21 protein-coding genes and 1 pseudogene are annotated in these 25,865 nt (G+C 70.4%); 16 read left to right on the top strand and 6 right to left on the bottom strand.

The annotated features are described in order from the left end of the window. Positions 1–462 (bottom strand): hypothetical protein, encoded by a 462-nt coding sequence (locus tag H284_RS0102745; protein ID WP_018190567.1) that lies wholly within the window; start codon positions 460–462, stop codon positions 1–3. A gap of 129 nt (positions 463–591) precedes the next feature. After that, positions 592–810: a hypothetical protein gene (locus tag H284_RS0102740; RefSeq protein WP_018190568.1), complete on the bottom strand. Its 219-nt coding sequence runs from the start codon at positions 808–810 to the stop codon at positions 592–594. Positions 811–872: 62 nt separating this feature from the next. Between H284_RS0102740 and H284_RS0102735 the strand changes: the two genes are divergently transcribed. Next, positions 873–2,027, top strand: a complete 1,155-nt coding sequence (locus H284_RS0102735; RefSeq protein WP_018190569.1) for an SLC13 family permease — start codon at positions 873–875, stop codon at positions 2,025–2,027. Positions 2,028–2,106: 79 nt separating this feature from the next. On the opposite strand, the gene H284_RS0102730 is transcribed toward H284_RS0102735, so the two are convergent. Both H284_RS0102730 and H284_RS0102725 read right to left on the bottom strand, forming a co-directional pair. After that, the gene (locus H284_RS0102730) at positions 2,107–4,083 is read right to left on the bottom strand and encodes a YhgE/Pip domain-containing protein (protein WP_020075058.1); all 1,977 of its coding nucleotides are present in this window, start codon (positions 4,081–4,083) and stop codon (positions 2,107–2,109) included. Further along, positions 4,083–7,001, bottom strand: a complete 2,919-nt coding sequence (locus tag H284_RS0102725) for an MMPL family transporter (RefSeq protein ID WP_020075057.1) — start codon at positions 6,999–7,001, stop codon at positions 4,083–4,085. The genes H284_RS0102730 and H284_RS0102725 overlap by 1 nt, the downstream gene beginning before the upstream one ends. Before the next feature lie 120 nt (positions 7,002–7,121). On the opposite strand from H284_RS0102725, the gene H284_RS0102720 reads away from it, so the two are divergent. The 9 genes and pseudogenes from H284_RS0102720 (at position 7,122) to H284_RS0102680 (ending at position 17,315) form a co-directional block, all read left to right on the top strand. After that, positions 7,122–7,808: a TetR/AcrR family transcriptional regulator gene (locus H284_RS0102720; RefSeq protein ID WP_020075056.1), complete on the top strand. Its 687-nt coding sequence runs from the start codon at positions 7,122–7,124 to the stop codon at positions 7,806–7,808. A 35-nt stretch (positions 7,809–7,843) separates the two neighbouring features. Continuing rightward, positions 7,844–8,761, top strand: coding sequence for an SGNH/GDSL hydrolase family protein (locus tag H284_RS0102715; RefSeq protein ID WP_020075055.1), 918 nt, complete (start codon positions 7,844–7,846; stop codon positions 8,759–8,761). A 161-nt stretch (positions 8,762–8,922) separates the two neighbouring features. Next, positions 8,923–10,395 carry an alpha,alpha-trehalose-phosphate synthase (UDP-forming) gene (gene otsA / locus H284_RS0102710; protein WP_020075054.1) on the top strand — a complete coding sequence of 491 codons (1,473 nt, stop codon included), beginning with the start codon at positions 8,923–8,925 and terminating at the stop codon, positions 10,393–10,395. Between the two features lie 52 nt (positions 10,396–10,447). Continuing rightward, complete coding sequence (otsB, locus tag H284_RS0102705) at positions 10,448–11,272, top strand: trehalose-phosphatase (protein ID WP_020075053.1); 825 nt, start codon at positions 10,448–10,450, stop codon at positions 11,270–11,272. A gap of 72 nt (positions 11,273–11,344) precedes the next feature. Next, positions 11,345–13,039, top strand: coding sequence for a dihydroxy-acid dehydratase (gene ilvD / locus H284_RS0102700; RefSeq protein WP_018190576.1), 1,695 nt, complete (start codon positions 11,345–11,347; stop codon positions 13,037–13,039). Between the two features lie 44 nt (positions 13,040–13,083). Next, entirely contained in the window at positions 13,084–14,898 is a 1,815-nt protein-coding gene (locus H284_RS0102695) for an acetolactate synthase large subunit (protein ID WP_442911254.1), read from the top strand. A gap of 2 nt (positions 14,899–14,900) precedes the next feature. Continuing rightward, entirely contained in the window at positions 14,901–15,410 is a 510-nt protein-coding gene (ilvN, locus tag H284_RS0102690; protein ID WP_026307135.1) for an acetolactate synthase small subunit, read from the top strand. 45 nt (positions 15,411–15,455) lie between these two features. Beyond that, positions 15,456–16,499: pseudogene (gene ilvC, locus H284_RS0102685) on the top strand (ketol-acid reductoisomerase); the annotation flags it as partial. 84 nt (positions 16,500–16,583) lie between these two features. Further along, complete coding sequence (locus tag H284_RS0102680; RefSeq protein ID WP_020075051.1) at positions 16,584–17,315, top strand: copper homeostasis protein CutC; 732 nt, start codon at positions 16,584–16,586, stop codon at positions 17,313–17,315. A gap of 21 nt (positions 17,316–17,336) precedes the next feature. Here the strand turns inward: H284_RS0102680 and H284_RS0102675 are convergent, their stop codons facing one another. Further along, the gene (locus tag H284_RS0102675) at positions 17,337–17,720 is read right to left on the bottom strand and encodes a DoxX family protein (RefSeq protein WP_020075050.1); all 384 of its coding nucleotides are present in this window, start codon (positions 17,718–17,720) and stop codon (positions 17,337–17,339) included. A 147-nt stretch (positions 17,721–17,867) separates the two neighbouring features. On the opposite strand from H284_RS0102675, the gene serA reads away from it, so the two are divergent. Beyond that, on the top strand, positions 17,868–19,460 hold the full coding sequence (serA, locus tag H284_RS0102670) for a phosphoglycerate dehydrogenase (protein WP_018190582.1): 1,593 nt from the start codon (positions 17,868–17,870) through the stop codon (positions 19,458–19,460). Between the two features lie 74 nt (positions 19,461–19,534). Here the strand turns inward: serA and H284_RS0102665 are convergent, their stop codons facing one another. Beyond that, a complete protein-coding gene (locus H284_RS0102665) occupies positions 19,535–20,173 on the bottom strand; it encodes a TetR family transcriptional regulator (protein ID WP_020075049.1) in 639 nt (212 codons plus the stop codon). A 59-nt stretch (positions 20,174–20,232) separates the two neighbouring features. On the opposite strand from H284_RS0102665, the gene H284_RS0102660 reads away from it, so the two are divergent. From H284_RS0102660 to H284_RS0102640, 5 genes are all read left to right on the top strand, one after another. After that, positions 20,233–21,759 carry an MFS transporter gene (locus H284_RS0102660; protein ID WP_020075048.1) on the top strand — a complete coding sequence of 509 codons (1,527 nt, stop codon included), beginning with the start codon at positions 20,233–20,235 and terminating at the stop codon, positions 21,757–21,759. A gap of 73 nt (positions 21,760–21,832) precedes the next feature. Beyond that, positions 21,833–22,888: a 3-isopropylmalate dehydrogenase gene (locus tag H284_RS0102655; RefSeq protein ID WP_020075047.1), complete on the top strand. Its 1,056-nt coding sequence runs from the start codon at positions 21,833–21,835 to the stop codon at positions 22,886–22,888. Between the two features lie 25 nt (positions 22,889–22,913). After that, the gene (locus tag H284_RS0102650) at positions 22,914–24,044 is read left to right on the top strand and encodes a branched-chain amino acid aminotransferase (RefSeq protein WP_020075046.1); all 1,131 of its coding nucleotides are present in this window, start codon (positions 22,914–22,916) and stop codon (positions 24,042–24,044) included. Positions 24,045–24,197: 153 nt separating this feature from the next. Next, the gene (locus tag H284_RS0102645) at positions 24,198–25,073 is read left to right on the top strand and encodes a ketopantoate reductase family protein (RefSeq protein ID WP_020075045.1); all 876 of its coding nucleotides are present in this window, start codon (positions 24,198–24,200) and stop codon (positions 25,071–25,073) included. Beyond that, complete coding sequence (locus H284_RS0102640) at positions 25,070–25,855, top strand: fumarylacetoacetate hydrolase family protein (protein ID WP_020075044.1); 786 nt, start codon at positions 25,070–25,072, stop codon at positions 25,853–25,855. Before H284_RS0102645 ends, H284_RS0102640 begins: the two co-directional genes overlap by 4 nt. The last annotated feature ends 10 nt before the right edge of the window (positions 25,856–25,865 follow it).

The raw sequence follows: 25,865 nt of genomic DNA, 5'->3' as shown, positions 1-25,865 counted from the left end.
TCAGGCCGCGGAGCGGTGCGAGACGACCGGGAACTCGCCGGTGACCGGCTTGCGGAGGTCCGTCCACTGCGTGATCGGCGCGGGCTCCCAGCCGAAGGCGGCGGGCTCGGCCTCCGGCGTCGCACCCTCCGCAGCTGCGGCTTCGACGACAGGTGCGGCGGGCGCGGTCTCGACGACCTCGGCCGTGACGACGACGGGCTCGTCGGCGACGGCCGCTGCCAGGTGCTGCGGCTCGGTCAGGCTCTCACCGGCCTCGAGACGACGACGGGCCTCTGCGATCGCGGCGGCGATGCCGACCGAGACCGACTGGGCGAGGATCGAGTGGAAGATGGTGTCGGTGTCGTCGTGAGCGCGGCGGACCACGGTCCACTCGCCCTTCTCGCCGATGAGCTCCGCCACCTTGGTGTGCACGAGCTCGAGGATCTGGGCGTCCGTCAGCTGCGGAACAGGAGCCGCCGGCACTGCCGCAGCGTGTCGCCTCCGACCAAACATCGCGCACCCCTTCCAGGTTCACCGTTGTATACAAGTGTCCTGGACACATGTGTTGCGACACGGCGCAACACGCCGGGGATTTCGGCGGAAATCAGCGGGTCAACGCCCTTTTCGCGAACCGAGGGGGGTGGATTCGCGCTCGGACGCCTCCTTCGACTCCTGCAGCACCGCTCCGATCGCCAGCGTCAGCGAGATCGCCGCGTTGATCCACATCAGCGGGATGCGCCAGTCGCGCGGTCCGCTCTTGGACGACTGGATGGTGGTCCACAGGCCGATCGCCGCACTGATCACGGCTCCGTTGAAGAGGTACTTGCGCATGCCGGTCCTTTCGGGGTCGTCCCGTAGCGTACGCTTCCAAAGTCGGGACCGGGAGGAGGAGGATGCGCACCGCGATCGTGGGCGCCGTGCTCCTCGTGCTCGGCGGAATCGCCGTGGCCACCGGGCTGCTGCCCGTCCCCGAGGCCGTCGAACTGTGGGACCGCGTGTGGCCCATCCTGCTGTTCGTCGTCGCCATCACGGTCGTGACGGAACTCGCGGCGGAAGCCGGCGTCTTCACCGTCCTCGCGCAGCAGACGGCGCGCTGGGGGCGGGGACGGGCCTGGGTGCTCTGGCTGCTGGTCGTCGTGGTCGCCGCGCTCAGCACGATCTTCCTGTCGCTCGACACCACCGCGGTGCTGCTCACGCCCGTGGTCATCGTCATGGCGCGGCACGCCGGGCTCAACCCGCTGCCGTTCGCGTTGACGACCGTGTGGATGGCGAACGCCGGATCCCTGCTGCTCCCGGTCTCCAACCTCACCAACCTGCTGGCCCAGCACGCCATGGGCGACCCCACCCCTGCGGCCTTCGCGGCCCTCATGCTGGCCCCCGCGCTGGTGGCGATGATCGTGCCGATGGTCGTCGTGTTCGTGATCGCGCGGAAGTCGCTGCTGGTCCGTTACGAGACGGGCGAGGAGGACGGCATCGAGGACCCGGTGCTGTTCTGGATCTCCGGCGCCGTGGTCGTCGCGCTCGTCCCGCTTCTCGTCTCGGGTCTGCCGGTGTGGCTGCCGACGAGCATCGCCGCTGTCGTCCTCGCGGTGGTGTTCCTGGTCCGGCGCCGCAGCGTGCTGCGGTTCGGCCTGGTGCCGTGGCAGCTGGTGCTGCTCGCCTCCGGCCTCTTCCTGTTCATCGAGGCGCTCCACGCGGCCGGCCTCGCCACGCTCATGGCGACGGTCTCGGGCACGGGGGAGTCGCCGCTGGCCCTGCTGCGCCTGTCGCTGACCGGGCTGGTCGGCGCGAACGCCATCGACAACCTGCCCGCGTACCTGGCGCTGGAGCCGGTGGCCGACACCCCTGCGCGGCTGGCGGCGCTGCTGATCGGCGTCAACGCCGGTCCGCTGATCACGCCGTGGGCGTCGCTCGCGACCCTGCTCTGGCACCAGCGGCTGACGTCGTTCGACGTGGAGATCCGCTGGAGCCGGTACATGCTCCTCGGCCTGATCGTTGCGCCGGTCACGGTCGTCCTCGCGACCCTGGCGCTCTCGCTGACCGTCTAGCCCCGGCCCCGACGGTCTGTGGGCCGCAACACGCCGTTATCGCCCCGCGATAACGGCGTGTCGCGCCCCACGGATGCGGCTACTCGGCCGGCAGCAGCTGCGCGGCGCGCACGACCCGGCGTCGGGCGACGGCGATCAGCGCGAGGGCGAACCCGAATGCGGCCCACAGCAGGAGCCCGCCCAGGCCACGCCAGGCGTCCGCCGAGCCGTCGATCGCCCCCTGCAGCGCGGTGATGGCCGGCGCGGTCGGAAGCCACGGAAGAGCGGCGTCGAAGAAACCGGGAGCGGTCGACACGATGCCCGAGGCGAGGGTCACCACGACGACCAGCATCGACAGGAACCGTCCGACACCGCCGAGGAGGGCGACCAGGCCGTGGTTGACCGCGGCGAACGCGATGCCGGCGGCGGCCGCGAGTCCGGCGAAGCCGAACCAGTGGCCCGCGTCGACCGCGAGCGCCGGTGCCAGCACGGCAGCGACCAGCACGCCCTGCACGACGCCGAGTGCTGCGGCGGGGACGAATCCGTCGAGCGCGATGCGTCCGGCCGCACGCGAGGTCAGCAGCGCGCGGCGCGAGAGCGCCTGGAGCACGAGGAATGTGGCGAGCGCACCGAGCCACAGTGCGACGGAGACGAACAGCGGGATGCTCGCCGTGCCGAACGCGGTCTCGCCGGAGGCCTTCTGCGTGACCGGCTCGGCCGCGACCTTCGCGAGGCTGGTCCGCTCTCCGCTGTCGTAGCTCGGGAGCTGCTTGACCGCCGTGTGCAGACCGGAGGCGAGCGACGACGCGCCGGAGGCGGACTGGTCGGCGCCGGAGGCGAGGGCCGGGATGCCGTCGCTGAGCTGCTTCACGCCGGTCGCGAACTGCTGCGCGCCGTCGGCAGACTGGGATGCGCCGCTCGCCAGCTGCTGCGCGCCGGACGCCGACTGCGATACCCCGCCGGAGAGCTGCTGCGCGCCTGACGCGGACTGGGCGATGCCGTTCGTGAGGGCGGGCATGCCGGATGCCAGGCTCGCCGTGCCACCCGCGATTGTCGAGGCGAGGCCGGTCAGGCTCGGGTTGCCGCCCTGAGGTGTGGTCAAACCGGCGCGTGCCTGGGCGATGCCCTGGCAGGTGGCATCCAGTGCAGTGTGGGCAGCGACGCATTGGGTGTAGAGGCCGCCGAGTCCGTCGGCGGTCTTCTGGACACCGGAGGAGACCCCGGCGGCGCCCGCGGCGAGCTGTTGGGTCTGCGTCGGTAAGCCTTCCGTGCTCTGCTGGAGCGTGGTCAGCCCTCCGGCGAGAGAGGACGCGCCGCCGGACAGCTGCTGCAGCCCGTCGGCGAGCCCCGATGTTCCGTCGGACAGCTGCGAGATTCCGTCGGCGAGCGACGACGCGCCTGTCGAGAGCTGCGCTGCGCCGTCCGCGAGCTGGTGCGTGCCGCTCGCCAGCTGCGTCAGCCCGCCGGCGAGCTGGTCGGCGCCCGTCGCCGCTTTGCCGAGCTGCTCGCCGAGGGTGTTGAAGCCGACGTAGACGTTCTCGATGTACGTGGAGGTCAGCTGCTTGTTGAGCACGGAGGTCGCCGTCGTCGTGACCGCCTGGCTGATGGCCGGGTCGACCAGCTTCGAGTCCGGGCTGGTGCGGACGTCGATGGTGGCCTGCGTGGCGTCGGCCGCGGCTCCCGCCGTCGAGGTCGCCGCCTTCGAGAAGTTCTCCGGGATGGTGACCACCGACACGTACTCGCCGCTGTCGATGCCCTTGTCGGCATCCTTCTTGTCCGTCAGCACCCAGGTGAAGTTGTCGTTCTTGGAGTCGAGGAGGCCGGCGGAGAGCTGACGCCCGAGCGGCACCGTCTGCCCGTTCACCTTGACGGGCTGGTCGAGGTTCACCACGGCCGCCTTGACGTCGTGCAGGCGCTCGGTCGGGTTCCACAGCGCCCAGACGAGCAGCCCGCCGATGGTGATGGGGACGAGCAGGAGGCCGACGATCGTCAGCCAGGTGACGCGCTTGTCGGAGCGCATGCGCTCCAGCGAGAACAGCGAGCGCGGGCGGCGGAGGCGGGAGGAGGGGGTGGTCATCAGGCGTTCGTCTTCTCGAGGTGGGCGCCGTGCTCGGCGCGGTCGGGGTCGGTGAGGTCGGGAGCCGTGACGGCGCGCGGGCCGGGGCCGGCGGAGAGGTCGACCTCGGTCGGCTCGGCGCTCTCGGGCAGCAGATCGTCGAGGCCTGCGGGCTCGACGCAGCTGACGACGAGCGCGAACGGGCGCTCCTCGACCCGGGCACGGCTCAGCGCCGCGGTCAGTTCTGCCCGGATGCGGCGGCGTTCGATCGGGTCGGTGACGGAGTCGACGGCGTCGAGGGCCAGCAGCTGCGGGCGGCCGGCGAGCGCGTGGCGGAGGTCCTCCACCGGCGTCTCGGCCGCATCCAGCCGCACGATGGCGGTGCGCGAGCGGACGGCGGCGCCCCGGACGGGCAGCACCAGGCCCGCGACCTTGACGGTTCCGCCGTCGACCGGCGTGCGGCCGGTGATCGCCATGAGCAGTGCGACGGCTGCCGTCCGGTCGTCGCCGTGCACGACGAGCACCTCGCCGTCGGCGAGACGGAACGACACGTCGCCCACCAGGCGCCGCTTGCGCGTGCTGACCGTCAGCCCGTCCGCAGCGGCGACGAGGTTCTCCCCGCCCTCGGGCCAGTTCGCGAGCTCCAGCTCCTTCTGCAGGCCGTCACCCTCCACGTCGAACGAGGGGAGGATGCGGTCGAGCCAGCGCGGCATCCACCACGCCTTCTCGCCGAGCAGCTGCAGCACCGCCGGGACGAGCGTCATCCGGACGATGAACGCATCGACGAACACGCCGACGGCGAGGCCGAGCGCGATGGGTTTGATGGACGCGTCGCCCTCCGGGACGAAGGCGGCGAACACCGAGATCATGATGATCGCGGCCGCGGTGACGACCTTGGCGGAGCTGACGAACCCGCTCTGGATGGCGCGCCTGGCGTCGCCGCCGTGCACGTAGTCCTCGCGCATGCGGCTGACCAGGAACACCTCGTAGTCCATCGCGAGCCCGAAGAGCACGCCCATCAGGATGATCGGCATGAACGAGATGATCGGCCCGGTCTTGTCGACGTGCAGGAGGTCGGCCAGCCAGCCCCACTCGAACACGACCGTGACCGCTCCGAACGCGGCGCCGACCGAGAGCAGGTAGCCGAGTGCGGCCTTGATCGGGACCGCGATCGAGCGGAACACCATCGTCAGCAGGATGAGGGAGAGCCCGACCACGAGGATGCCGAAGGGCAGGAGCGCGCCGGCCAGCCGCGACGACACGTCGATCTGAGCGGCGGTGTTGCCGGTGACCTTGAGGTCGACGCCGTACTCGTCGAGGAAGTGCTGGTGCTTCGCGCGGATCTCGGCGACCAGGTCGGCGGTCTTCTGGTCGTTCGGCCCGGTGGTCGGGACGACCTGCACGATGCCGGTGTCGGCGGTCGCGTTCGGCGTGGCGAGCGGGACGGAGGCGACGCCGGGGAGGTCGGCGATCTCATCTCCAATCTTCGTCATCAGACCGACAGGGTCGGTGCTGGAGATGATCGAGCCGGTCACGATCAGGGGACCGTTGTAGCCGGGGCCGAAGTGGTCGGAGACGAGGTCGTAGGCGACGCGGGCCGGGGCGCCCTCGGGCTGCGAGCCGGCGTCCGGAAGGGCGAGCCGCAGCTGCAGGGCGGGCAGGGCGGCGATCCCGAGGGCGACGATGACGGCGACCACGGTGACGATCGGGAAGCGGATGACGGCACGCACCCAGCCGCGGAAGAACCCGGGCGGGATGTCGGCCTTCGCGGCGTGGGCGAACGACGGGGCGGACGCATCCACGGGTTGGGGGGAGTCCGTGGCGGAAGGAGCGGCCTGTGCCGTTTCGGCCTCCGTCGCCCCCTCGACCGCAGCCGCCGTCGCCCCGCGCTTCGCGGCGCGCGCCGCCTTCCGGCGACCAGGCGTGAGGCGCGCCCCGGCGAAGCCGAGCAGCGCGGGCGTCATGGTCAGTGCGACGAGCACGGCGACCGCCACGCCGACGGACGCCGCGATGCCCATCGTGGTCAAGAACGGGATGTTGGCGACGGCGAGGCCGGCCAGGGCGATGATGACCGTGATGCCGGCGAACAGCACGGCGGATCCGGCCGTCGCGACCGCGCGCGCGGCGGACTCCTCCGGCGGCACCCCCGACTTCAGCTGCGCCTGGTGCCGCGAGATGATGAAGAGCGAGTAGTCGATGCCGACGGCGAGGCCGAGCATCAGGGCGAGCATCGGCGTCGTTGACGAGATGGAGCCGAACAGCGTCGCGATGAAGATCAGGCACATCGAGATGGCGACGCCCAGGATCGCGGTGAGCAGTGGCATCCCGGCCGCGAGGAACGAGCCGAACGTCAGGATGAGCACGACGAGCGCGATGAGCACGCCGACGAGTTCGATGACCGAGAGCGTCGGCAGGTTCTGCGAGAACAGCTGACCGCCGACGGCCGATTTCGAGCCGTCCGGCAGCTGCTTCGCGAGATCGGCCCCCGCATCCTTGACGGCCGTCTTGGTCGCGTCGGTGACCGTGGTCATCTGGCCCTTCAACTGGACCGTGATGATGGCCGCCGAGCGGTCGTCGGAGATCAGGTTCTTCACCTGGGTGGAGTAGGGCGAGCTGACGCCGGAGACGCCATTGACGTCCTTCAGCTGGTCGACCGTGTCCTCGATCGGTTGCTTGATGTCGCCGTCGTCCACCGTCTGGCCGTCCGGCGCGACCACGACGATCTGGGCGGTGGTGCCGCTGACCTGCGGGAAGGTGCGGCTCAGCGTGTCGAGTGCCTCTTGCGACTCGGTGCCCGGAATGCTGAAGCTGTTGTCCGTACCCTGATTGAAGAGGAGAGCGCCGCCGCCGAGGAGGGCCAGCAGGCCGATCCAGACGATGACGACGAGGGCGCGGGCGCGGTAGGCCCACCGGCCGACCGAATACAGGAGCGAGGACACGCGTTCTCCAGTGGATGAGTACCGAAAAGGGGTGAGGAGCGGTTCGATACACCTTTGTATCCGTACACGACCGTATCGGATACACTCCTGTATCGATAGCTCCTTCAGGAAGGTTTCAGCTTGGACAGCACGACTCTCAGCGAGGGCGTCACCACCGGCGTTCCCGAGGACATCCCGGCCGAGTCGGCGCGGCGTCAACGCACCCGCGCGCGCCTGCTCGACGCGGCCTTCGACGTGTTCGCGGAGCAGGGCGTCCGCGCCGCCAGCGTCGAGACGATCGCCGAGGCGGCCGGCTTCACCCGCGGCGCGTTCTACTCCAACTTCTCCAGCAAGGAGGAGCTGTTCTTCGCGCTGATGGAGCGCGAGAAGACCATGCGGCTCGAACAGCTGAACACCGGCGTCGCGCAGTTCCTGGCACCGCTCGTCGGTGCCGGGGGAGCCGGGCTCTCCGACGAGGATGTGCTGCAGACCATCACGCACATCCTCGAGCTGCAGTCCGACGACCGGCGATGGTGGCTCGTGCAGGCCGAGTTCCAGCTCATGGCGCTCCGCGACCACGCCATCGCCGCCGACTACCTCCGCTATCACGACGAGTTCTTCGCCGACCTCACCGAGATCGTCGTCGAAGCGCTCGCGAGCGCCCGGCGCCGCTTCACGATCGCCCCGGAGGAGGCCGTCCGCGTGATCGCCGAGCTCTGCGCGAGCGGCGAGGCCCGCGCGGTGCTCGCCGGGGACGAGCGGACGTTCACCGAGCGGCTGTCGGAGTCGGTTCCCGCGATCCTGCTGGCGCTGACCGAGCGCGTTTGAGCGTTCGCCAAGCGTCGGCGACTACCCTCGATGGGATGCGACCCGAAGCATCCCGGACCTCCCGTGCGCTCCTGCGCGCGCCGCGCTCCTCGCGTGTGCTCCGCTCGGTCGCACTGCTCGCCACGGCGGCCGTCCTCGCAGTCCTGACAGCGTGCTCGTCCGCGCCGACCAGCGCCGACACGCCGCATGCCGAGTCGACCGCCGTCCCGACGCCGACGGCGACTCCCGACCCGTTCCCCAAGGAGCCGCTCACCGCATCCACCCGGTACGTCGCCCTCGGCGATTCGTTCGCCGCAGGCATGGGCGGCGGCGACGAGAAGGGGAAGTGCCGGCTGAGCCCGCGCGCCTATCCCACCGTCTTCGCGCGCGACGCCGGCATCGACCTCGTCGTCAACGCGGCCTGCGCCGGAGCGACCACCTCCGACCTCCTGAAGCACCAGCTGATCGCGCTCGATGACCGTACGGACCTCGTGACCGTCAGCATCGGCGGCAACGACCTCGGCGTCGCCGCGATCGCGGGGGATTGCGCGGCGGGCAAGGCCACGGCGTGCCGCAACGAGGTCACGGCCGCCCTCTCGCTGCTGAACGTGCTGCCCGACCGGCTCGACACGGTCTACAGCGCGATCGCGCAGTCCGCGCCCAACGCGCGCATCGTCGTGACCGGCTACACCCTCCTGTACGACGCGTCCGACCCGAACGCACCCGACTTCGGCACGGCGGCGGCGATCAATGCCGCGACGCTCGGGCTGAACGAGGTGATCCGCCAGGCGGTCGACGAGCAGAGGGCGGCCGGCAAGGCGATGACCTACCTTCCCGTCGACTTCGCCGGGCACGCGATCGGCGACCGGAAGCCGTGGCTCAACACGACCGGCCCGGACGTCTTCCACCCCACCGGCGCCGGATACGCCGAATACGCGAGCCGGCTCATCCAGCTGCTCGGGAAGGCGCACTAGCCGCGAACGCCCCGTGAGGGGGCTCGGAGGACGCTGGTACCCTGGCTGGTGTCCACGTCCCGACCCCTCGAGGGAGTTGACCCACCATCACCGCAACGCCTGAATCGACGACGACCGCCGCGAGCACCACCGAGAACGACGACACGTACGACCTGGTCATCGTGTCCAACCGACTGCCCGTCGACCGGGTGATCGACGAGAGCGGGAACGCCGACTGGCGGCCATCGCCCGGCGGGCTGGTGGCGGCGCTCGAGCCGGTGATGCGGTCGCAGGATGGCATCTGGATCGGCTGGGCCGGCGTCGCGGGGGAGGAGATCGAGCCCTTCGAGGCCGGCGGCATCAACATCCTGCCCGTCCCGCTGTCCGATCAGGACCTGCAGGAGTACTACGAGGGCTTCTCCAACGACACCCTCTGGCCGCTGTATCACGACGTGATCGCGCAGCCGAGCTACCACCGCGAGTGGTGGGAGACCTACGTGAAGGTCAACCGCCGGTTCGCCCAGGCCGCCGCCTCCGTCTCGGCGCCCGGCGCCGTCGTCTGGGTGCACGACTATCAGCTGCAGCTCGTCCCCGCGATGCTGCGCGAGCTGCGGCCGGACCTCGTGATCGGCTTCTTCAACCACATCCCGTTCCCGCCGTACGGCATCTACTCGCAGCTGCCCTGGCGCCGCCAGATCATCGACGGCCTGCTCGGAGCCGACGTGATCGGCTTCCAGCGCGTCGCCGACGCCGGCAACTTCTCACGCGCGGTCCGCCGCCTGAAGGGCTTCGAGACGCGCGGCCCCATCATCGAGGTGCCGATCGACACGGACGACCCGGAGGCCGGCTCGCACCGACACGTCACCACCGACCGCCGCGGCGGCCTGGTGCGCACGGTGCTCGCCCGCGCGTTCCCGATCTCCATCGACGCCGACCAGTACCAGGAGCTCGCGAGGAAGCCGGAGATCCAGGCCCGCGCCCGTGAGATCCGCGAGGAGCTCGGCAACCCCGAGAAGATCATGCTCGGCGTCGACCGCCTCGACTACACGAAGGGGATCGGTCACCGGCTCAAGGCCTTCGGCGAGCTGCTCGAAGAGGGCCGGCTGAACGCGGAGGACGTCACGCTCGTCCAGGTCGCCAGCCCCAGCCGGGAGCGCGTCGAGACCTACCGGCAGCTGCGTGACGAGATCGAGCTGACCGTCGGCCGCATCAACGGCGACTACTCCACCCTCGGCCACACCGCGATCGCGTACCTCCACCACGGTTACCCGCGCGAGGAGATGGTGGCGCTGTACCTCGCCGCCGACGTCATGCTCGTCACGGCGCTCCGCGACGGCATGAACCTCGTCGCGAAGGAGTACGTGGCGACCCGGGTGGACGAGGACGGCGTGCTCGTGCTGAGCGAGTTCGCCGGCGCCTCCGACGAGCTCCGGCAGGCGCTCCTCATCAACCCGCACGACATCGAGGGCCTCAAGGAGACCGTGCTGCAGGCGCTCGCGATGCCGCGGCGAGACCGCACGCGGCGGATGCGCGCACTGCGCAAGAAAGTTCTGACGAACGACGTCGCCCGCTGGTCCGCGTCCTTCCTCGACGCGCTGACCCGCAGCGCGCACGGCGACCACCCGCTGCAGAACCCGCCGGTCAACCGGCGCTGAACCGGCCGGCGCTGAGCCGCATCCCTCGCCCCACTCCCTGCAGGAAAGACGCATGACCGACACCGCTTCGCACCGCCCGCCCGCCTCCGCCATCGCCCTCGCGTCGGCACTGCAGGAGCTGGCGCGTGCCGACCGACTGCTGCTCGCCCTCGACTTCGACGGGACGCTGGCCCCCTTCGTGGACGTGCCGCGGGGCGCCCGAGCGCTGCCCGAGTCGAAGGCTGCGCTCGACCGCCTCGAGCACCTGCCGGACACCTGGGTCGCGTACGTCTCCGGCCGCCCGCTGTCGAGCCTCGAGACCGTCACGGAGGCGGACGAGGACGCGCTGTTGATCGGCTCGCACGGCGTGGAGATCCGCTTCGGCCGCGACGGCGTTTCCCTCGACCTGAGCCCGGAGGAGCAGGAGACCCTGGGGCGGCTCGGCGAGGCGCTGCAGGCGCTCGTGGACGCCATCCCCGGCACCAAGCTCGAGATCAAGCCGGTCGGCTTCGGCGTGCACTACCGCCTCGTGGCCGCCGAGCGCGGACCGGAGGTCGGCGCCCGCGCCCGCGAGGCCGCTGCTGCGGTCAGCGACGGCCTCACCATCCGCGACGGCAAGGACATCATCGAGTTCTCCGTGCGCGGCGCGAACAAAGGCGACGGGGTCGAGCGACTGCGCGAGTACACGCACGCGACCGCGGTGCTGTTCGCCGGCGACGACGTGACCGACGAGGACGGCTTCGCGGTGCTGCACCCCGAGCGCGGCGACGTGGGCATCAAGGTCGGGACGGGCGAGACGGCCGCGCAGTACCGGGTCGCGGACGAGCGCGCGATCGCCACCCTGCTGGGCCTGCTGGCGCAGGCGCGCGAGGCGCACACGAACTCGTCCACAGACTGACGCCTTCGCGAGCTCTCCCCAGGCACGGGACGCATGGTCGGAGCGGCATTCGAGACGTCCTAGAGTTGTTCCATGCCAGAAGTCGATTGGAAGCCGCGTTCGCGCGTCGTCACGGACGGGATCGAAGCCACCACCAGCCGCGGGATGCTCCGCGCCGTCGGTATGGGTGATGAAGACTGGGAGAAGCCGCAGATCGGCATCGCCAGCTCCTGGAACGAGATCACCCCCTGCAACCTCTCCCTCGACCGACTCGCGCAGGGCGCCAAGGAAGGCGTCCACGCGGGCGGCGGGTATCCGCTCCAGTTCGGCACCATCTCCGTCTCCGACGGCATCTCGATGGGTCACGAGGGCATGCACTTCTCGCTCGTGTCGCGCGAGGTCATCGCCGACTCGGTCGAGACCGTCATGATGGCCGAGCGCCTCGACGGCACCGTCCTGCTCGCGGGATGCGACAAGTCGCTCCCCGGGATGCTGATGGCGGCCGCCCGCCTCGACCTCTCCGCGGTGTTCCTCTACGCCGGCTCGATCGCTCCCGGCTGGGTGAAGCTCTCCGACGGCACGGAGAAGGACGTCACGATCATCGACTCCTTCGAGGCGGTCGGCGCGTGCAAGGCCGGCAAGATGAGCGAAGAGGACCTCAAGCGCATCGAGTGCGCCATCGCCCCGGGCGAAGGCGCGTGCGGCGGTATGTACACCGCCAACACCATGGCCTCCGTCGCCGAGGCGCTCGGGATGAGCCTGCCGGGCTCGGCCGCGCCGCCCTCGGCCGACCGCCGCCGCGACTACTACGCGCACCGTTCGGGCGAGGCCGTCGTGAACCTTCTCAAGAAGGGCATCACCGCGCGGGACATCCTGACAAAGGAGGCGTTCGAGAACGCCATCGCCGTCGCCATGGCGTTCGGCGGCTCGACCAACGTCGTCCTCCACCTGCTCGCGATCGCGCACGAGGCCGAGGTCGACCTCACCATCGACGACTTCAACCGCATCGGCGACAAGGTGCCGCACATCGGCGACCTGAAGCCGTTCGGCAAGTACGTCATGAACGACGTCGACCGTCACGGCGGCGTCCCGGTCGTCATGAAGGCGCTGCTGGACGCGGGCCTCCTGCACGGCGACTGCCTCACCGTCACCGGCAAGACCGTCGCCGAGAACCTCGCCGAGATCAACCCGCCCGCACCGGACGGCGAGGTCATGCGCTCGCTCGACAACCCCATCCACCCCACCGGCGGCATCACCATCCTCAAGGGCTCGCTGGCCCCCGAGGGCGCCGTCGTCAAGACCGCCGGCTTCGACGCCGAGGTGTTCGAGGGCCCCGCACGGGTCTTCGAGCGCGAGCGTGCCGCCATGGACGCCCTCACCGAGGGCAGCATCAAGGCAGGCGATGTCGTGATCATCCGCTACGAGGGCCCGAAGGGCGGCCCGGGCATGCGCGAGATGCTCGCCATCACCGCCGCCATCAAGGGCGCAGGCCTCGGCAAGGATGTACTACTATTGACGGACGGACGATTCTCAGGCGGCACAACCGGCCTGTGCATCGGCCACATAGCACCCGAAGCGGTGGACGCAGGTCCCATCGCCTTCGTGCGCGATGGTGATCTGATACGGGTCGATATCGCGGCTCGCTCCCTCGACCTACTTGTCGACGAGTCTGAGCTGACCGCCCGCCGTGAAGGCTGGGCGCCTCTTCCCCCGCGCTATACCCGTGGCGTTCTCGCGAAGTTCTCCAAGCTAGTGCGCTCCGCAGCTGAAGGAGCCGTCACCGGGTAGGGGCCGTTCGCACCACCACCCACCACCGCAGTATGTAAGGACTGATGACAGGCATGTCCACGGATGCAACCCCCAGCAGTGTGTTGCCGTCCGCGACGCCGTCCAAGGCGTCGCCCGAGATCCTGACCGGCTCGCAGTCGGTCGTCCGCACCCTCGAGCTCCTCGGCGTCACCGACGTCTTCGGGCTCCCCGGGGGTGCCATCCTCCCCATCTACGACGCGATCATGGACTCCACCCGGATCCGTCACATCCTCGTCCGTCACGAGCAGGGCGGCGGCCACGCCGCCGAGGGCTACGCGGTGGCGTCCAACAAGGTCGGTGTCGCCATGGCGACCTCCGGCCCCGGCGCCACCAACCTCGTCACGGCGATCATGGACGCGCACATGGACTCCGTCCCCGTCGTGTTCATCACCGGCCAGGTCTTCTCCACGCTGATGGGCACGGACGCGTTCCAGGAGGCCGACATCGTGGGCATCACGATGCCGATCACCAAGCACTCCTTCCTGGTGAAGGACGTCGAGGACATCCCCGCGACGATCGCGGCGGCGTACCACATCGCCGGCACCGGTCGTCCGGGCCCCGTCCTCGTCGACATCACCAAGGACGCGCAGCAGAACACCGCCCCGTTCGTGTGGCCGCCGAAGGTCGACCTCCCGGGTTACCGGCCGATCACGAAGGCCCACGGCAAGCAGGTGCTCGCAGCGGCCCAGCTGCTCGCCGAGGCCAAGAAGCCCGTGCTCTACGTGGGCGGCGGAGTGATCCGCGCCCGCGCGTCGCAGGAGCTGTTCGAACTCGCCGAGGCGACGGGCGCCCCCGTGGTCACCACGCTGACCGCGCGCGGCGCCTTCCCGGACACGCACAAGCAGCACCTCGGCATGCCCGGCATGCACGGGACGGTGCCCGCCGTGCTCTCGCTCCAGGAGTCCGACCTCATCGTGTCGCTCGGCGCGCGGTTCGACGACCGCGTCACCGGCAACACCTCCCTGTTCGCGCCCAACGCGAAGATCGTGCACGTCGACGTCGACCCTGCCGAGATCTCCAAGATCCGTGTCGCCGACGTCCCCATCGTCGGCGATGCCAAGGACGTCATCGTCGATCTGACCGCCGCGTTCCAGGACGCGACCCGCTCCGCCAAGCCCGACCTCGTCGAGTGGTGGACCTACCTGAACGGACTCCGCGAGGAGTTCCCGCTCGGGTACTCGGCCACCAGCGACGGCCTGCTGGCACCGCAGTACGTCATCCAGCGGATCGGTGAGCTCACCGGGCCCGAGGGCATCTACACGGCGGGTGTCGGCCAGCACCAGATGTGGGCCGCCCAGTTCATCAAGTACGAGCGCCCCAACTCGTGGTTGAACTCGGGCGGAGCCGGGACCATGGGCTACTCGGTCCCCGCTGCCATGGGTGCGAAGGTCGCGCAGCCGGACCGCGTGGTGTGGTCGATCGACGGCGACGGCTGCTTCCAGATGACCAATCAGGAGCTCGCCACCTGCACGATCAACAACATCCCCATCAAGGTGGCGATCATCAACAACTCGTCGCTCGGGATGGTGCGGCAGTGGCAGACCCTGTTCTACGACGGGCGCTACTCCAACACCGACCTGAACACGGGCCACGACACCGTGCGCGTCCCCGACTTCGTGAAGCTGGCCGAGGCGTACGGCGCCCTCGGCATCCGCGTCACCAAGGAGGAGGAGGTCGACGCCGCCATCAAGCTGGCGCTGGAGACCAACGACCGCCCCGTCGTGATCGACTTCGTGGTCAGCGCCGACGCCATGGTGTGGCCGATGGTCCCGCAGGGCGTCAGCAACAGCTACGTCCAGTACGCCCGCGACCACAGCCCGTCGTTCGGAGGGGAGTGACCATGAGCACGCACGTTCTGAGCCTCCTCGTGGAGGACAAGCCGGGTCTGCTGACCCGCGTGGCCGGGCTGTTCGCCCGTCGCGGCTTCAACATCCACTCGCTCGCGGTGGGCACGAGTGAGGTCGACGGCCTCTCGCGCATCACCGTCGTGGTGGACGTCGAGGACCTCCCGCTCGAGCAGGTGACCAAGCAGCTCAACAAGCTGATCAACGTCATCAAGATCGTGGAGCTCGACCCTGCGCAGTCGGTGCAGCGCGAGCACCTGCTCATCAAGGTGCGGGTGGACAACTCCACGCGTTCGCAGGTGCTCGAGGCCGTGAACCTCTTCCGCGCCCGCGTCGTCGACGTCGCGACGGATGCGCTGGTGATCGAGGTCACCGGCGACAGCGGCAAGACGCAGGCGCTGCTCAAGGTGCTCGAGCCGTACGGCATCAAGGAGATGGCCCAGTCGGGCCTCCTCGCGATCGGCCGCGGCGGCAAGTCCATCACCGAGCGCGTCTTCCGGAACTGAGCCCGCCGCACGGCGAGCCGACCATTTCACGCACGAACCAACCAGCAAGGAGAAGCAGCAGTGGCTGAGATCTACTACGACAACGACGCGGACCTCTCGATCATCCAGGGCAAGAAGGTCGCCGTCATCGGTTACGGCTCACAGGGCCACGCGCACGCGCAGAACCTCCGCGACTCGGGCGTCGAGGTCGTCATCGGCCTGAAGGAGGGCTCGAAGTCGAAGCCGAAGGCCGAGGAGGCGGGCTTCCGCGTCCTCAGCGCCTCCGACGCCGCGGCCTGGGCCGACGTCATCGTCATCCTCGCGCCGGACCAGGTGCAGCGTCACCTGTACGCCGACGACATCAAGGACAACCTGCAGGAGGGCAACGCCCTCGTCTTCGGGCACGGCTTCAACATCCGCTTCGGCTACATCGAGGCGCCCGAGGGCGTCGACGTGATCATGGTCGCCCCGAAGGGTCCGGGCCACACGGTGCGCCGCGAGTACGAGGCCGGCCGTGGCGTCCCCGTCATCGTCGCCGTCGAGAAGGACGCGTCGGGCAATGCCTGGCCGCTCGTGCTCTCGTATGCGAAGGCGATCGGCGGCCTCCGCGCCGGCGGCATCAAGACCACGTTCACCGAGGAGACCGAGACGGACCTCTTCGGCGAGCAGGCCGTGCTCTGCGGCGGCGTCTCGCAGCTCGTCCAGTACGGCTTCGAGACCCTGACCGAGGCCGGCTACCAGCCGCAGGTCGCCTACTTCGAGGTGCTGCACGAGCTCAAGCTCATCGTCGACCTCATGTGGGAGGGCGGCATCGCCAAGCAGCGCTGGAGCGTCTCCGACACGGCCGAGTACGGCGACTACGTCTCCGGCCCGCGCGTCATCGACCCGCACGTGAAGGAGAACATGAAGGCGGTGCTCTCCGACATCCAGGACGGCACCTTCGCCAAGCGCTTCATCGCCGACCAGGACGCCGGCGCGCCGGAGTTCCTGGCCCTCCGCAAGAAGGGCGAGCAGCACCCCATCGAGGCCACCGGCCGCGAGCTGCGCAAGCTCTTCGCGTGGAACGCGTCGAACGACGACGACTACGTCGACGGCGAGGTCGCGCGCTGACCGCAGCACGCACCTCCCGCACTGCGCAGTAGTCTCAGGGTGCCGCACGCGACGCGTGCGGCACCCTTCTGCGTCAGGAGCCACATGGGCATCGCCGTCGAGATCGCCGTGCAGGACGTCGTCGGCGTCCGCGTCGCGCTGGCGGGGGGAGCCGACCGGGTCGAGCTGTGCAGCGCGCTCGGGATGGGCGGGCTCACGCCCTCCGCGGCCCTGATCGCCGGCGCGGTCGCCGAGGCGCGCGACACGGGTCGTGACGGATTCGTCCACGTGCTGGTCCGCCCGCGCGGCGGCGGGTTCGTCTACGACGCCGACGAGGTGGCGCTGACCGTCGCCGATGTGCGGTTCGCCCGCGAGGCCGGCGCTGCGGGCGTGGTCGTCGGCGCGCTGAACGACAGCGGGGCCGTCGATGCGGAGGCCGTCGCGGCCATCGTCGACGCGGCCGGTCCGCTCAGCGTGACGTTCCATCGCGCGATCGACGTCGCGCCGGACCCGGTGCGTGCGGCGGAGCGGCTGGCGGAGCTCGGCGTCGCGCGCATCCTCACCTCCGGCGGCGCGGAGCGCAGCATCGACGGCGTCGGGATGCTGCGGCAGCTGACGGACCGCGTTGGCGGCCGGGTGCAGGTGATGGCGGGCGGGGGAGTGCGCGTCGACGACATCCCCGAGATCGTGGCGACCGGGGCGGATGCGGTGCACCTGTCTGCGCGCGACGCGGTGCACGGGTCGCCCAGCGGCCCGGGCGGAGGCGCGGCGACCTACGACATCACGGATGCCCGGATCGTCCGTGCGGCGGTGGAGACGGCGAAGCGTCGGCGCTGAGGCGCTCCGCTGAACATGCGGCTAGAGCGCGCAGAACACGCAGAGCGCGATCAGCACGATCTGCAGGATGAGTCGGGGGACGAGAGGCGTCGCGAAGACGCCGAACCGCTCGGTCTTGCCTGCGGCGTAGGCGTTCGCCGGGAAGACCGCCACCAGGAAGACCGCCAGGCAGAGGGCGGCGGGGACGCGCGTGGCCGGGATCAGGAGCCCGATGCCGCCGAGGATCTCGCAGACACCGGTGAACGCCACCAGGAGGCTCGGACGCACCACCCGCAGGGCCGGCGGGACCATCGCAGCCATGCCGCGAGCCGGCGCCGGGACGAAGTGCAGCGTCCCCATCGCGACGAACACCACCGCGAGCAGGATGCGGACGATGAGCTGTGCGATCTCGAGAAGTGTCACCATGCCATCCTCTCCTGCGGTTGTCCACAGGCGGGCGTAACGCGGCGAAAGGCGGGGGTGGCGTCCCGCTAGAGTTAAGCCGTTCCGCGCCCCACCGACCGTGGCGCAGTCCTCCCAAGCCAGCCCTCGCACTCTGTAAGGAACTGCCACGTGACAAAGCCGGTCGTCCTGATCGCCGAAGAACTCTCGCCCGCCACCGTCGACGCCCTCGGGCCCGACTTCGAGATCCGCTCGGTGGACGGGACCGACCGGCCGGCGCTCCTCTCGGCGGTCGCCGACGCCGACGCCATCCTGGTGCGCTCCGCGACCAAGGTGGATGCCGAGGTCATCGCGGCCGCACCGGTGCTGAAGGTCATCGCCCGCGCGGGCGTCGGGCTCGACAACGTCGACATCAAGACGGCGACCAATGCCGGCGTGATGGTCGTCAACGCGCCCACCTCGAACATCATCTCGGCCGCGGAATTGACGGTCGGCCACATCCTGAGCCTCGCGCGCCACATCCCGGCCGCGCACAACGCGCTCGCTCAGGGGCAGTGGAAGCGCTCGAAGTACACCGGCGTCGAGCTGTACGAGAAGACGATCGGCATCATCGGCCTCGGCCGGATCGGCGCGCTCATCACCGCACGCCTGCAGTCGTTCGGCACCAACGTCATCGCGTACGACCCCTATGTCACGAGCGCGCGGGCGCAGCAGCTCGGCGTCCAGCTGGTCACCCTCGACGAGCTGCTCGCGCAGTCCGACTTCATCACGATCCACATGCCGAAGACGCCCGAGACGACCGGCATGATCTCCGACGACCAGCTGGCGCTGATGAAGAAGACGGCGTTCATCGTCAACGTCGCCCGCGGCGGCCTGATCGACGAGGATGCGCTCTACCGCGCCCTGACCACCGGCACGATCGCCGGCGCCGGCCTCGACGTGTTCGTCTCGGAGCCGCCGCAGGACTCGCCGCTGCTCGCGCTCGAGAACGTCGTCGTGACACCGCACCTGGGCGCCTCCACCGACGAGGCGCAGGAGAAGGCGGGCGTCTCGGTCGCGCGCTCCGTGCGGCTGGCGCTCTCGGGCGAACTCGTGCCCGACGCCGTGAACGTCGCTGGCGGCGTCATCGACCCGTACGTGCGTCCCGGCATCCCGCTGGTCGAGAAGCTCGGCCAGGTGTTCTCCGGGCTCGCCAGCAGCCCGGTGACGAGCGTCGACGTCGAGGTGCGCGGCGAGCTCGCCGACTACGACGTCAGCGTGCTGAAGCTCGCTGCGCTCAAGGGCATCTTCACCAACATCGTCAGCGAGACGGTGTCGTACGTGAACGCACCGTTGCTCGCCGACCAGCGCGGCATCGAGGTGCGCCTCATCACCGACTCGGTGAGCGAGGAGTACCGCAACCTGATCACCCTGCGCGGCGCGCTCAGCGACGGCTCGCAGATCTCCGTGTCGGGCACCCTGACCGGGCCGAAGCAGATCGAGAAGATCGTCGGCATCAACGGCTACGACGTCGAGGTCCCGGTCGCCGAGCACCTCGTGGTCATGGTCTACGACGACCGCCCGGGCATCGTCGCGGTCTACGGCCGCGAGTTCGGCGAGGCCGCGATCAACATCGCGGGCATGCAGGTCGCGCGGACGTCGGCCGGCGGCAAGGCGCTCAGCGTCCTCACCGTCGACTCACGCGTGCCGGACGGCCTGCTCGAGAAGGTGCGGCTCGCGATCGACGCCGACCTGATGCAGGAGATCGACATCACCGAGTCCTGACCGGTGTCGCGGGTCTCCGGCCCACTACGGTCGGAGGCCCGCCACGCGTCAGCCGGGCTGAGCGCCGCGTGCGCTCAGACGTCGCCGGCGAACCGGCGGATCAGGGCGACCAGGTCGTCGATGTCCGTCTCGTCGCGCAGCACGTTGTTCGCTGCGGGGAGCAGCGCCGTGTTGTAGTACATCCCGTCGCCGATCAGCATGATGGTGCGTGCGACCAGCGGATCGCCGACGGCCTCCTGCAGCACCTCCAGCCAGCGCCGCTGTGCGCGGGCGAGCGCATCCCGGGCCTGAGGGTCGGCCGCCTGCGCGAGCCGGGCGATCGCCACGATCGCGCGCTCGAAGCGCGAATCCGTCGGGATCGACGTCCGGAGGAAGTAGTCCACCGGGCCGTCCGGCGCCGCGCGCATCGCGGCGACGTCCTCGTCGATGAGCGCCGCGAAGCGGTCGAGCACGCCCGCCGCCAGGGCTTCCTTGGAGGCGAAGTGGTAGAGCAGCCCGCCCTTGGAGACCCCGGCGCGGGCAGCGACGGCGTCGAGGGTCGCGGCGCGCTCGCTCTGTTCGGCGAGCAGCTCCTCGAAGGCGTCGAGCACGCGGTCACGGGCGGAGACCGGAGCGCCCGACGGCGTGATCGCAGCAGCTGAGGCGGCCGTGGCCGCGGCGGGTGCGGCGGACTCGCGCGGAGCGGGGGAGGAGGGCGCTGCGGCAGGCGGCATGACCCCATGGTAGCCGCACCGCCTTGATACTGTACCGTCCAGACGGTACAGTAATCCGCATGACCACGACACCGACCCTCCCGGCCCCGGCGATCACGCGTGCGGGCGTGCGCGGCTGGGCGGCGCTCGGCGTCCTCATGCTGCCGACGCTGCTCGTCTCCGTCGACAACACCGTGCTCAGCTTCGCCCTGCCCGCGATCTCCGAGGCGCTGCGCCCGTCGGCGACCGGGATGCTGTGGATCGTCGACATCTACCCGCTGGTCCTCGCCGGCCTGCTCGTGGCGATGGGCAGCCTCGGCGACCGCATCGGCCGCCGACGGCTGCTGCTCATCGGCGCCACCGGCTTCGCCGCCGTGTCGGCCGTCGCCGCCTTCGCCCCGACCGCCGAACTGCTCATCGCCGCCCGCGCCGCGCTCGGCGTCTTCGGCGCCATGCTGATGCCGTCCACCCTGTCGCTGCTACGGAGCGTCTTCCTCGACCGCGAGCAGCGCCGCCTCGCGATCGCGATCTGGGCGTCGGGCTTCGCGGCCGGCTCCGCGCTCGGCCCGATCGTCGGAGGGGTGCTCCTCGAGCACTTCTGGTGGGGCTCGGTGTTCCTGCTGGCGGTGCCCGTCCTCATCCCGCTGCTCGTGCTCGCACCCCTGCTGGTGCGCGAGTCGCGCGACCCGGCGCCGGGACCGGTGGATGTGCCCGGCATCGTCCTCTCGCTCCTGACCATGGCGCCCATGGTCTACGGCATCAAGGCGCTGGCGGTCGACGGCTTCTCGCCGGTCGCGGTGGTGGCGATCGCGCTCGGCGCCGGCTGCGGCTTCCTGTTCGTGCGGCGGCAGTTGCGGCGCCCTGTTCCGATGCTCGACATGCGGCTGTTCACGCGACCCGCCTTCAGCGGAGCCGTCGTGGTCAACCTGCTGAGCGTGGTGTCGCTGGTCGGCTTCCTGTTCTTCGTCTCGCAGCACCTGCAGCTCGTGATCGGGCTGATGCCGCTGCAGTCGGGGCTCGTGCTGGTGCCGGGCCTCCTCACGATGATCGTCGCCGGCCTCGTCGTCGTCCCGATCGCGCGCCGCATCCGGCCGGGTGTCGTGATCGCGGGCGGGCTGACGCTCTCCGCCGCGGGCTACCTGCTGGTCGCGCTGACCGGCGGGGGAGCGCCGTGGGGCATCCTGCTGGCCGCCTTCGTCCTCCTGGGCGCGGGCATCGGCGGGGCCGAGACCGTCTCGAACGAGCTCGTCATCTCGACCGCTCCCGCAGCCAAGGCCGGCGCCGCGTCGGCGGTGTCGGAGACGGCGTACGAGCTGGGCGCCGTGCTCGGCACGGCGACGCTCGGCACCCTGATCACGGCCTCGTACCGGGCTACGCTCGTCGTCCCGGAGGGGCTGACCGCCGCGCAGGCCGACGCCGCAGGGGAGACCCTGGGCGGGGCGGTCACCGTCGCGGCCGGCCTGCCAGGCCCGCTGGGCGAGCAGCTGCTGGCGTCGGCGCGCGCCGCGTTCGACAGCGGCGTCGGGGTCACCGCGGTGATCGGCATCGTCCTGGTGGCGAGCGCCGCGTTGGTCGCCCTCATCACCCTGCGTCACGTGCGCTCCTGAGCGCGGGTGGATGTCGTGGCGCGGCGATAGGGTGGCACTACTGATTCCGCCCATCGACCAGCGCAGGAGTGCCATGTCCCGTACCGTCAAGCTCGCCGTCATCCCCGGGGACGGAATCGGTCCGGAGGTCATCGCCGAGGCCGTCACGGTGCTCGACGCGGTGACGGAGGGGAGCGGGCTCTCGTTCGAGAAGACGCACTTCTCGCTCGGCGCGGACCGCTACCTGGAGACGGGCGACGTCCTGACGGATGCCGACCTGGAGTCCATCACGGCCCACGACGCCATCCTGCTCGGAGCGGTCGGCGGCGTGCCGGGCGACCCCCGCCTGGCGGGCGCGAACATCGAGCGGGGGCTCCTGCTGAAGCTGCGGTTCTCCCTCGACCACTACGTGAACCTGCGCCCGACGACGCTCTTCCCGGGCATCGCCAGCCCGCTCGCGAACCCCGGCGATGTCGACTTCGTCGTCGTGCGCGAGGGTACAGAGGGTCCGTACGTCGGCAACGGAGGCGCGATCCGGCAGGGCACGCCCCACGAGATCGCCAACGAGGTCTCGGTGAACACCGCGTACGGCGTCGAGCGCGTCGCGCGCTACGCGTTCGAGCAGGCCGCGCAGCGGAGGCGGAAGCTGACGCTCGTGCACAAGACCAACGTGCTCACCTTCGCGGGCTCGCTGTGGAAGCGGATCGTGGATGCGGTGGCCGCCGAGCATCCGGACGTCACGGTCGACTACCTCCACGTCGACGCCGCGACGATCTTCCTCGTCACGGATCCTGCTAGATTCGATGTGATCGTCACGGACAACCTCTTCGGCGACATCCTCACCGACCTCGCGGCCGCGATCAGCGGCGGCATCGGGCTGGCGGCCTCGGGCAACATCAACCCGGCCGGGGCCTTTCCGAGCATGTTCGAGCCGGTTCACGGATCGGCCCCCGACATCGCCGGCCAGCAGAAGGCCGACCCCACCGCCGCCATCCTCTCCACGGCGCTCCTGCTCCGCCACCTCGGCGAGAAGGAGCTGGCCGAACGCGTGGAGCAGGCGGTGACCGCCGACCTCGCCGCCCGCACGGGCGCTGCGCGAACGACCTCCGAGATCGGCGCAGCGATCGCCGCGCGAGTGGCGCAGAATTGATTCACCGTCGCATAAAGGACCTGTCATGACTTCGACCAGCATCTCCCTCACCAGCGGACCCACCGAGACCTCGGGCCTGCTCTGGAACGTCACCCGCAACGAGGCCGCCCCAGACGCGGCGACCCGGGCCGAGATCCTCGCGGACCCCGGCTTCGGCAACCACTTCACCGACCACATGGTCGACATCTGCTGGTCGGCCAAGGGCGGCTGGCACCGTCCGCGTGTCTCGCCCTACGGCCCCATCCAGCTGGAGCCGTCGGCCGCGGTGTTCCACTACGCGCAGGAGATCTTCGAGGGTCTGAAGGCGTACCGCCACGAGGACGGCTCGATCTGGGGCTTCCGCCCGGAGGCGAACGCCGCCCGCATGCAGCGCTCGGCCTACCGCCTCGCGCTCCCCGAGCTGCCGGTGGAGCACTTCCTCGACTCGATCAAGCAGCTGATCGCCGTCGACGGCGACTGGGTGCCGGACGCCCCGGAGACGAGCCTGTACCTCCGGCCGTTCATGTTCGCCAAGGAGGCGTTCCTCGGTGTGCGCCCGGCCAACAAGGTCGCGTACTACCTGATCGCGAGCCCGGCGGGCGCGTACTTCCCGAGCGGCGTCGCCCCGGTGTCCATCTGGCTGTCCGACCGCTGGTCGCGCGCCGGCAAGGGCGGAACTGGTGCGGCGAAGACCGGCGGCAACTACGCTTCGAGCCTGCTCCCGCAGTCGGAGGCGTACGAGCACGGTTGCGCCCAGGTGCTCTTCCTCGACTCGGTCGAGGGCAAGTACCTCGAAGAGCTCGGCGGGATGAACGTGGTGCTCGTGCGCAAGGACGGCACGCTGGTCACGCCCGAGTCCGACAGCATCCTCGAGGGCATCACCCTCGACTCGGTGCTGCAGCTCGCCCGCGACCGCGGTCACGCCGTCGAGCGCCGCAAGGTGACGCTCGACGAGTGGCGCGACGGCGTGGAGTCGGGCGAGATCGTCGAGGTGTTCGCGTGCGGCACGGCCGCGGTGATCACCCCGATCGGCGAGCTCAAGTCGGACACGTTCACCGTCGGCGACATCACCGCGCCTCCCGGAGAGCTGACCATGTCGCTGCGCCAGGAGCTGACGGACATCCAGTACGGCCGCGAGCGCGACCGCCACAACTGGATGTACCGCCTCGACGCGTAGTTCGCAGTTGTGCGGACGGAGGAGGTCGCGGTCCGTCCGTCGGTGTTTCGCGTGAGAGGGAGGAGTCTGCGGCCGGTTCGCCCGCAGGCTCCTCCCTTTCGCATACCGCGGGAACGCGATGCCCTCGGGCCGAACCCTGGCTAGCATCGAGGCATGGGTAACGGGACCGTGTTCGCCGTCGTCGGACCGGGTGCGGTGGGCGGCCTCCTCGCGTGGTTGTTGCACCGGGCCGGACACGACGTGGTCGCGGTGGGCCGCCCGGCCACGGTCGAGGCGATCCGGCGCGACGGCATCGAAGTGCGGAGCGAGCTGTTCGGCGACGGGGTCGAGCGCATCCCGGCCGCGACGGAGGTGCCCGCCGGCGCGAGCGTCCTGCTCGCGACGAAGGCCTACGGACTGGATGACGTGCTCCCCGGCGTCGTGGCGGCGCGACCCGCCGAGGTGATCTCCTTCCTCAACGGCGTCGAGCACATGGAGCCGCTGCGTTCTGCGCTTCCGGGTGTGCCGGTCGCGGGCGCATCCATCGCGGTGTCGGCGCTGCGCGCATCCACCACCGTCATCGACCACCGGAGCCCTTTCGTCCGCATCGAGGCGCCGCAGGCGGCGGCCGGCTTCGCCTCGGTTCTCGCGCTCACCGACGCCGGGCCGAGCGTCCGCGTCGGCGGGAGCGAGGCGGAGGTCCTCTGGGCGAAATTCCGCCTGCTGGCCTCGCTCGCCCTTCTCACCTCGTATTGGCGGCAGCCGGCCGGCCCCGCCCTCAGCGAGGACCCCGAGCTGACCGAAGGGGTCGTCCGTGAGGTGGTCGCCTGCTCGGCCGCAGACGGAGTCCCCGCGTCCGAGCTCGACCTGGTCCGCGCTCTCCGCAGCGTGCCCGGCGGGATGCGCACCTCCCTCCAGGAGGACCTCGCCGCCGACGCCCCCAGCGAGCTCGATGCCATCGGCGGAGCGCTCCTCCGCATCGGCGAGCGGCACGGCATCGCGACTCCCTCCCTTGCTCGCATCCTGTCGGCGCTAGGCTCGAACGCGTGAAGATCGCACGTTTCAGCCACACCCGCGAAGGCTCGTCGACGCCCGCCATCGACTACGGCATCGTCGACGAGGACGCCCTGGTCGTGCTCGCCGGCGACCCGATGTTCGTGGGATTCGAGACCACAGGGGAGCGCGTCCCGCTGGGCAAAGTCGGCTCGCTGCTCGCCCCGGTCATCCCGCGCTCGAAGGTCGTCGCGGTCGGCAAGAACTACCACGAGCACGCCGCCGAGATGGGCGGGGAGGCGCCGGGAGAGCCGCTGCTGTTCCTGAAGCCGAACACGGCCGTGATCGGCCTCGGCGACGCGATCGTGGTGCCGCCGCAGTCCGAGCGCGTCGACTATGAGGGCGAGCTGGCCGTGGTGATCGGCAAGATCGCCCGCAACGTCCGTGCGGAGGACGCCACCGGCCACATCTTCGGCTACACCGTCGCGAACGACGTCACCGCCCGCGACCTGCAGGAGAAGGACGGCCAGTGGACGCGCGCGAAGGGCTTCGACACCTTCTGCCCGCTCGGCCCGGTGATCGAGACCGAGCTCGCGCCCGACGCCGTGCTCCGGACCCGCCTCAACGGCGAGCTCAAGCAGGAGGCGCCGATCTCGGACATGGTCCACGACATCCCGTCGATCATCGCGTACGCGTCGAGCGTGTTCACGCTGCTGCCGGGCGACGTCATCCTCACCGGGACGCCGTCCGGGATCGGCCCGATGAAGCCCGGCGACACCGTCGAGGTGGAGGTCGAGGGCGTCGGGTCGCTGGTGAATCCGGTGCGCGCCCCGAAGTAGCCTCCCCGGT

This window comes from Cryocola sp. 340MFSha3.1 (assembly GCF_000383315.1).
Classification (GTDB): domain Bacteria; phylum Actinomycetota; class Actinomycetes; order Actinomycetales; family Microbacteriaceae; genus Leifsonia.
Note: the sequence above shows the minus strand (reverse complement) of the source record. Positions and strands in the feature narration are given on the sequence as shown.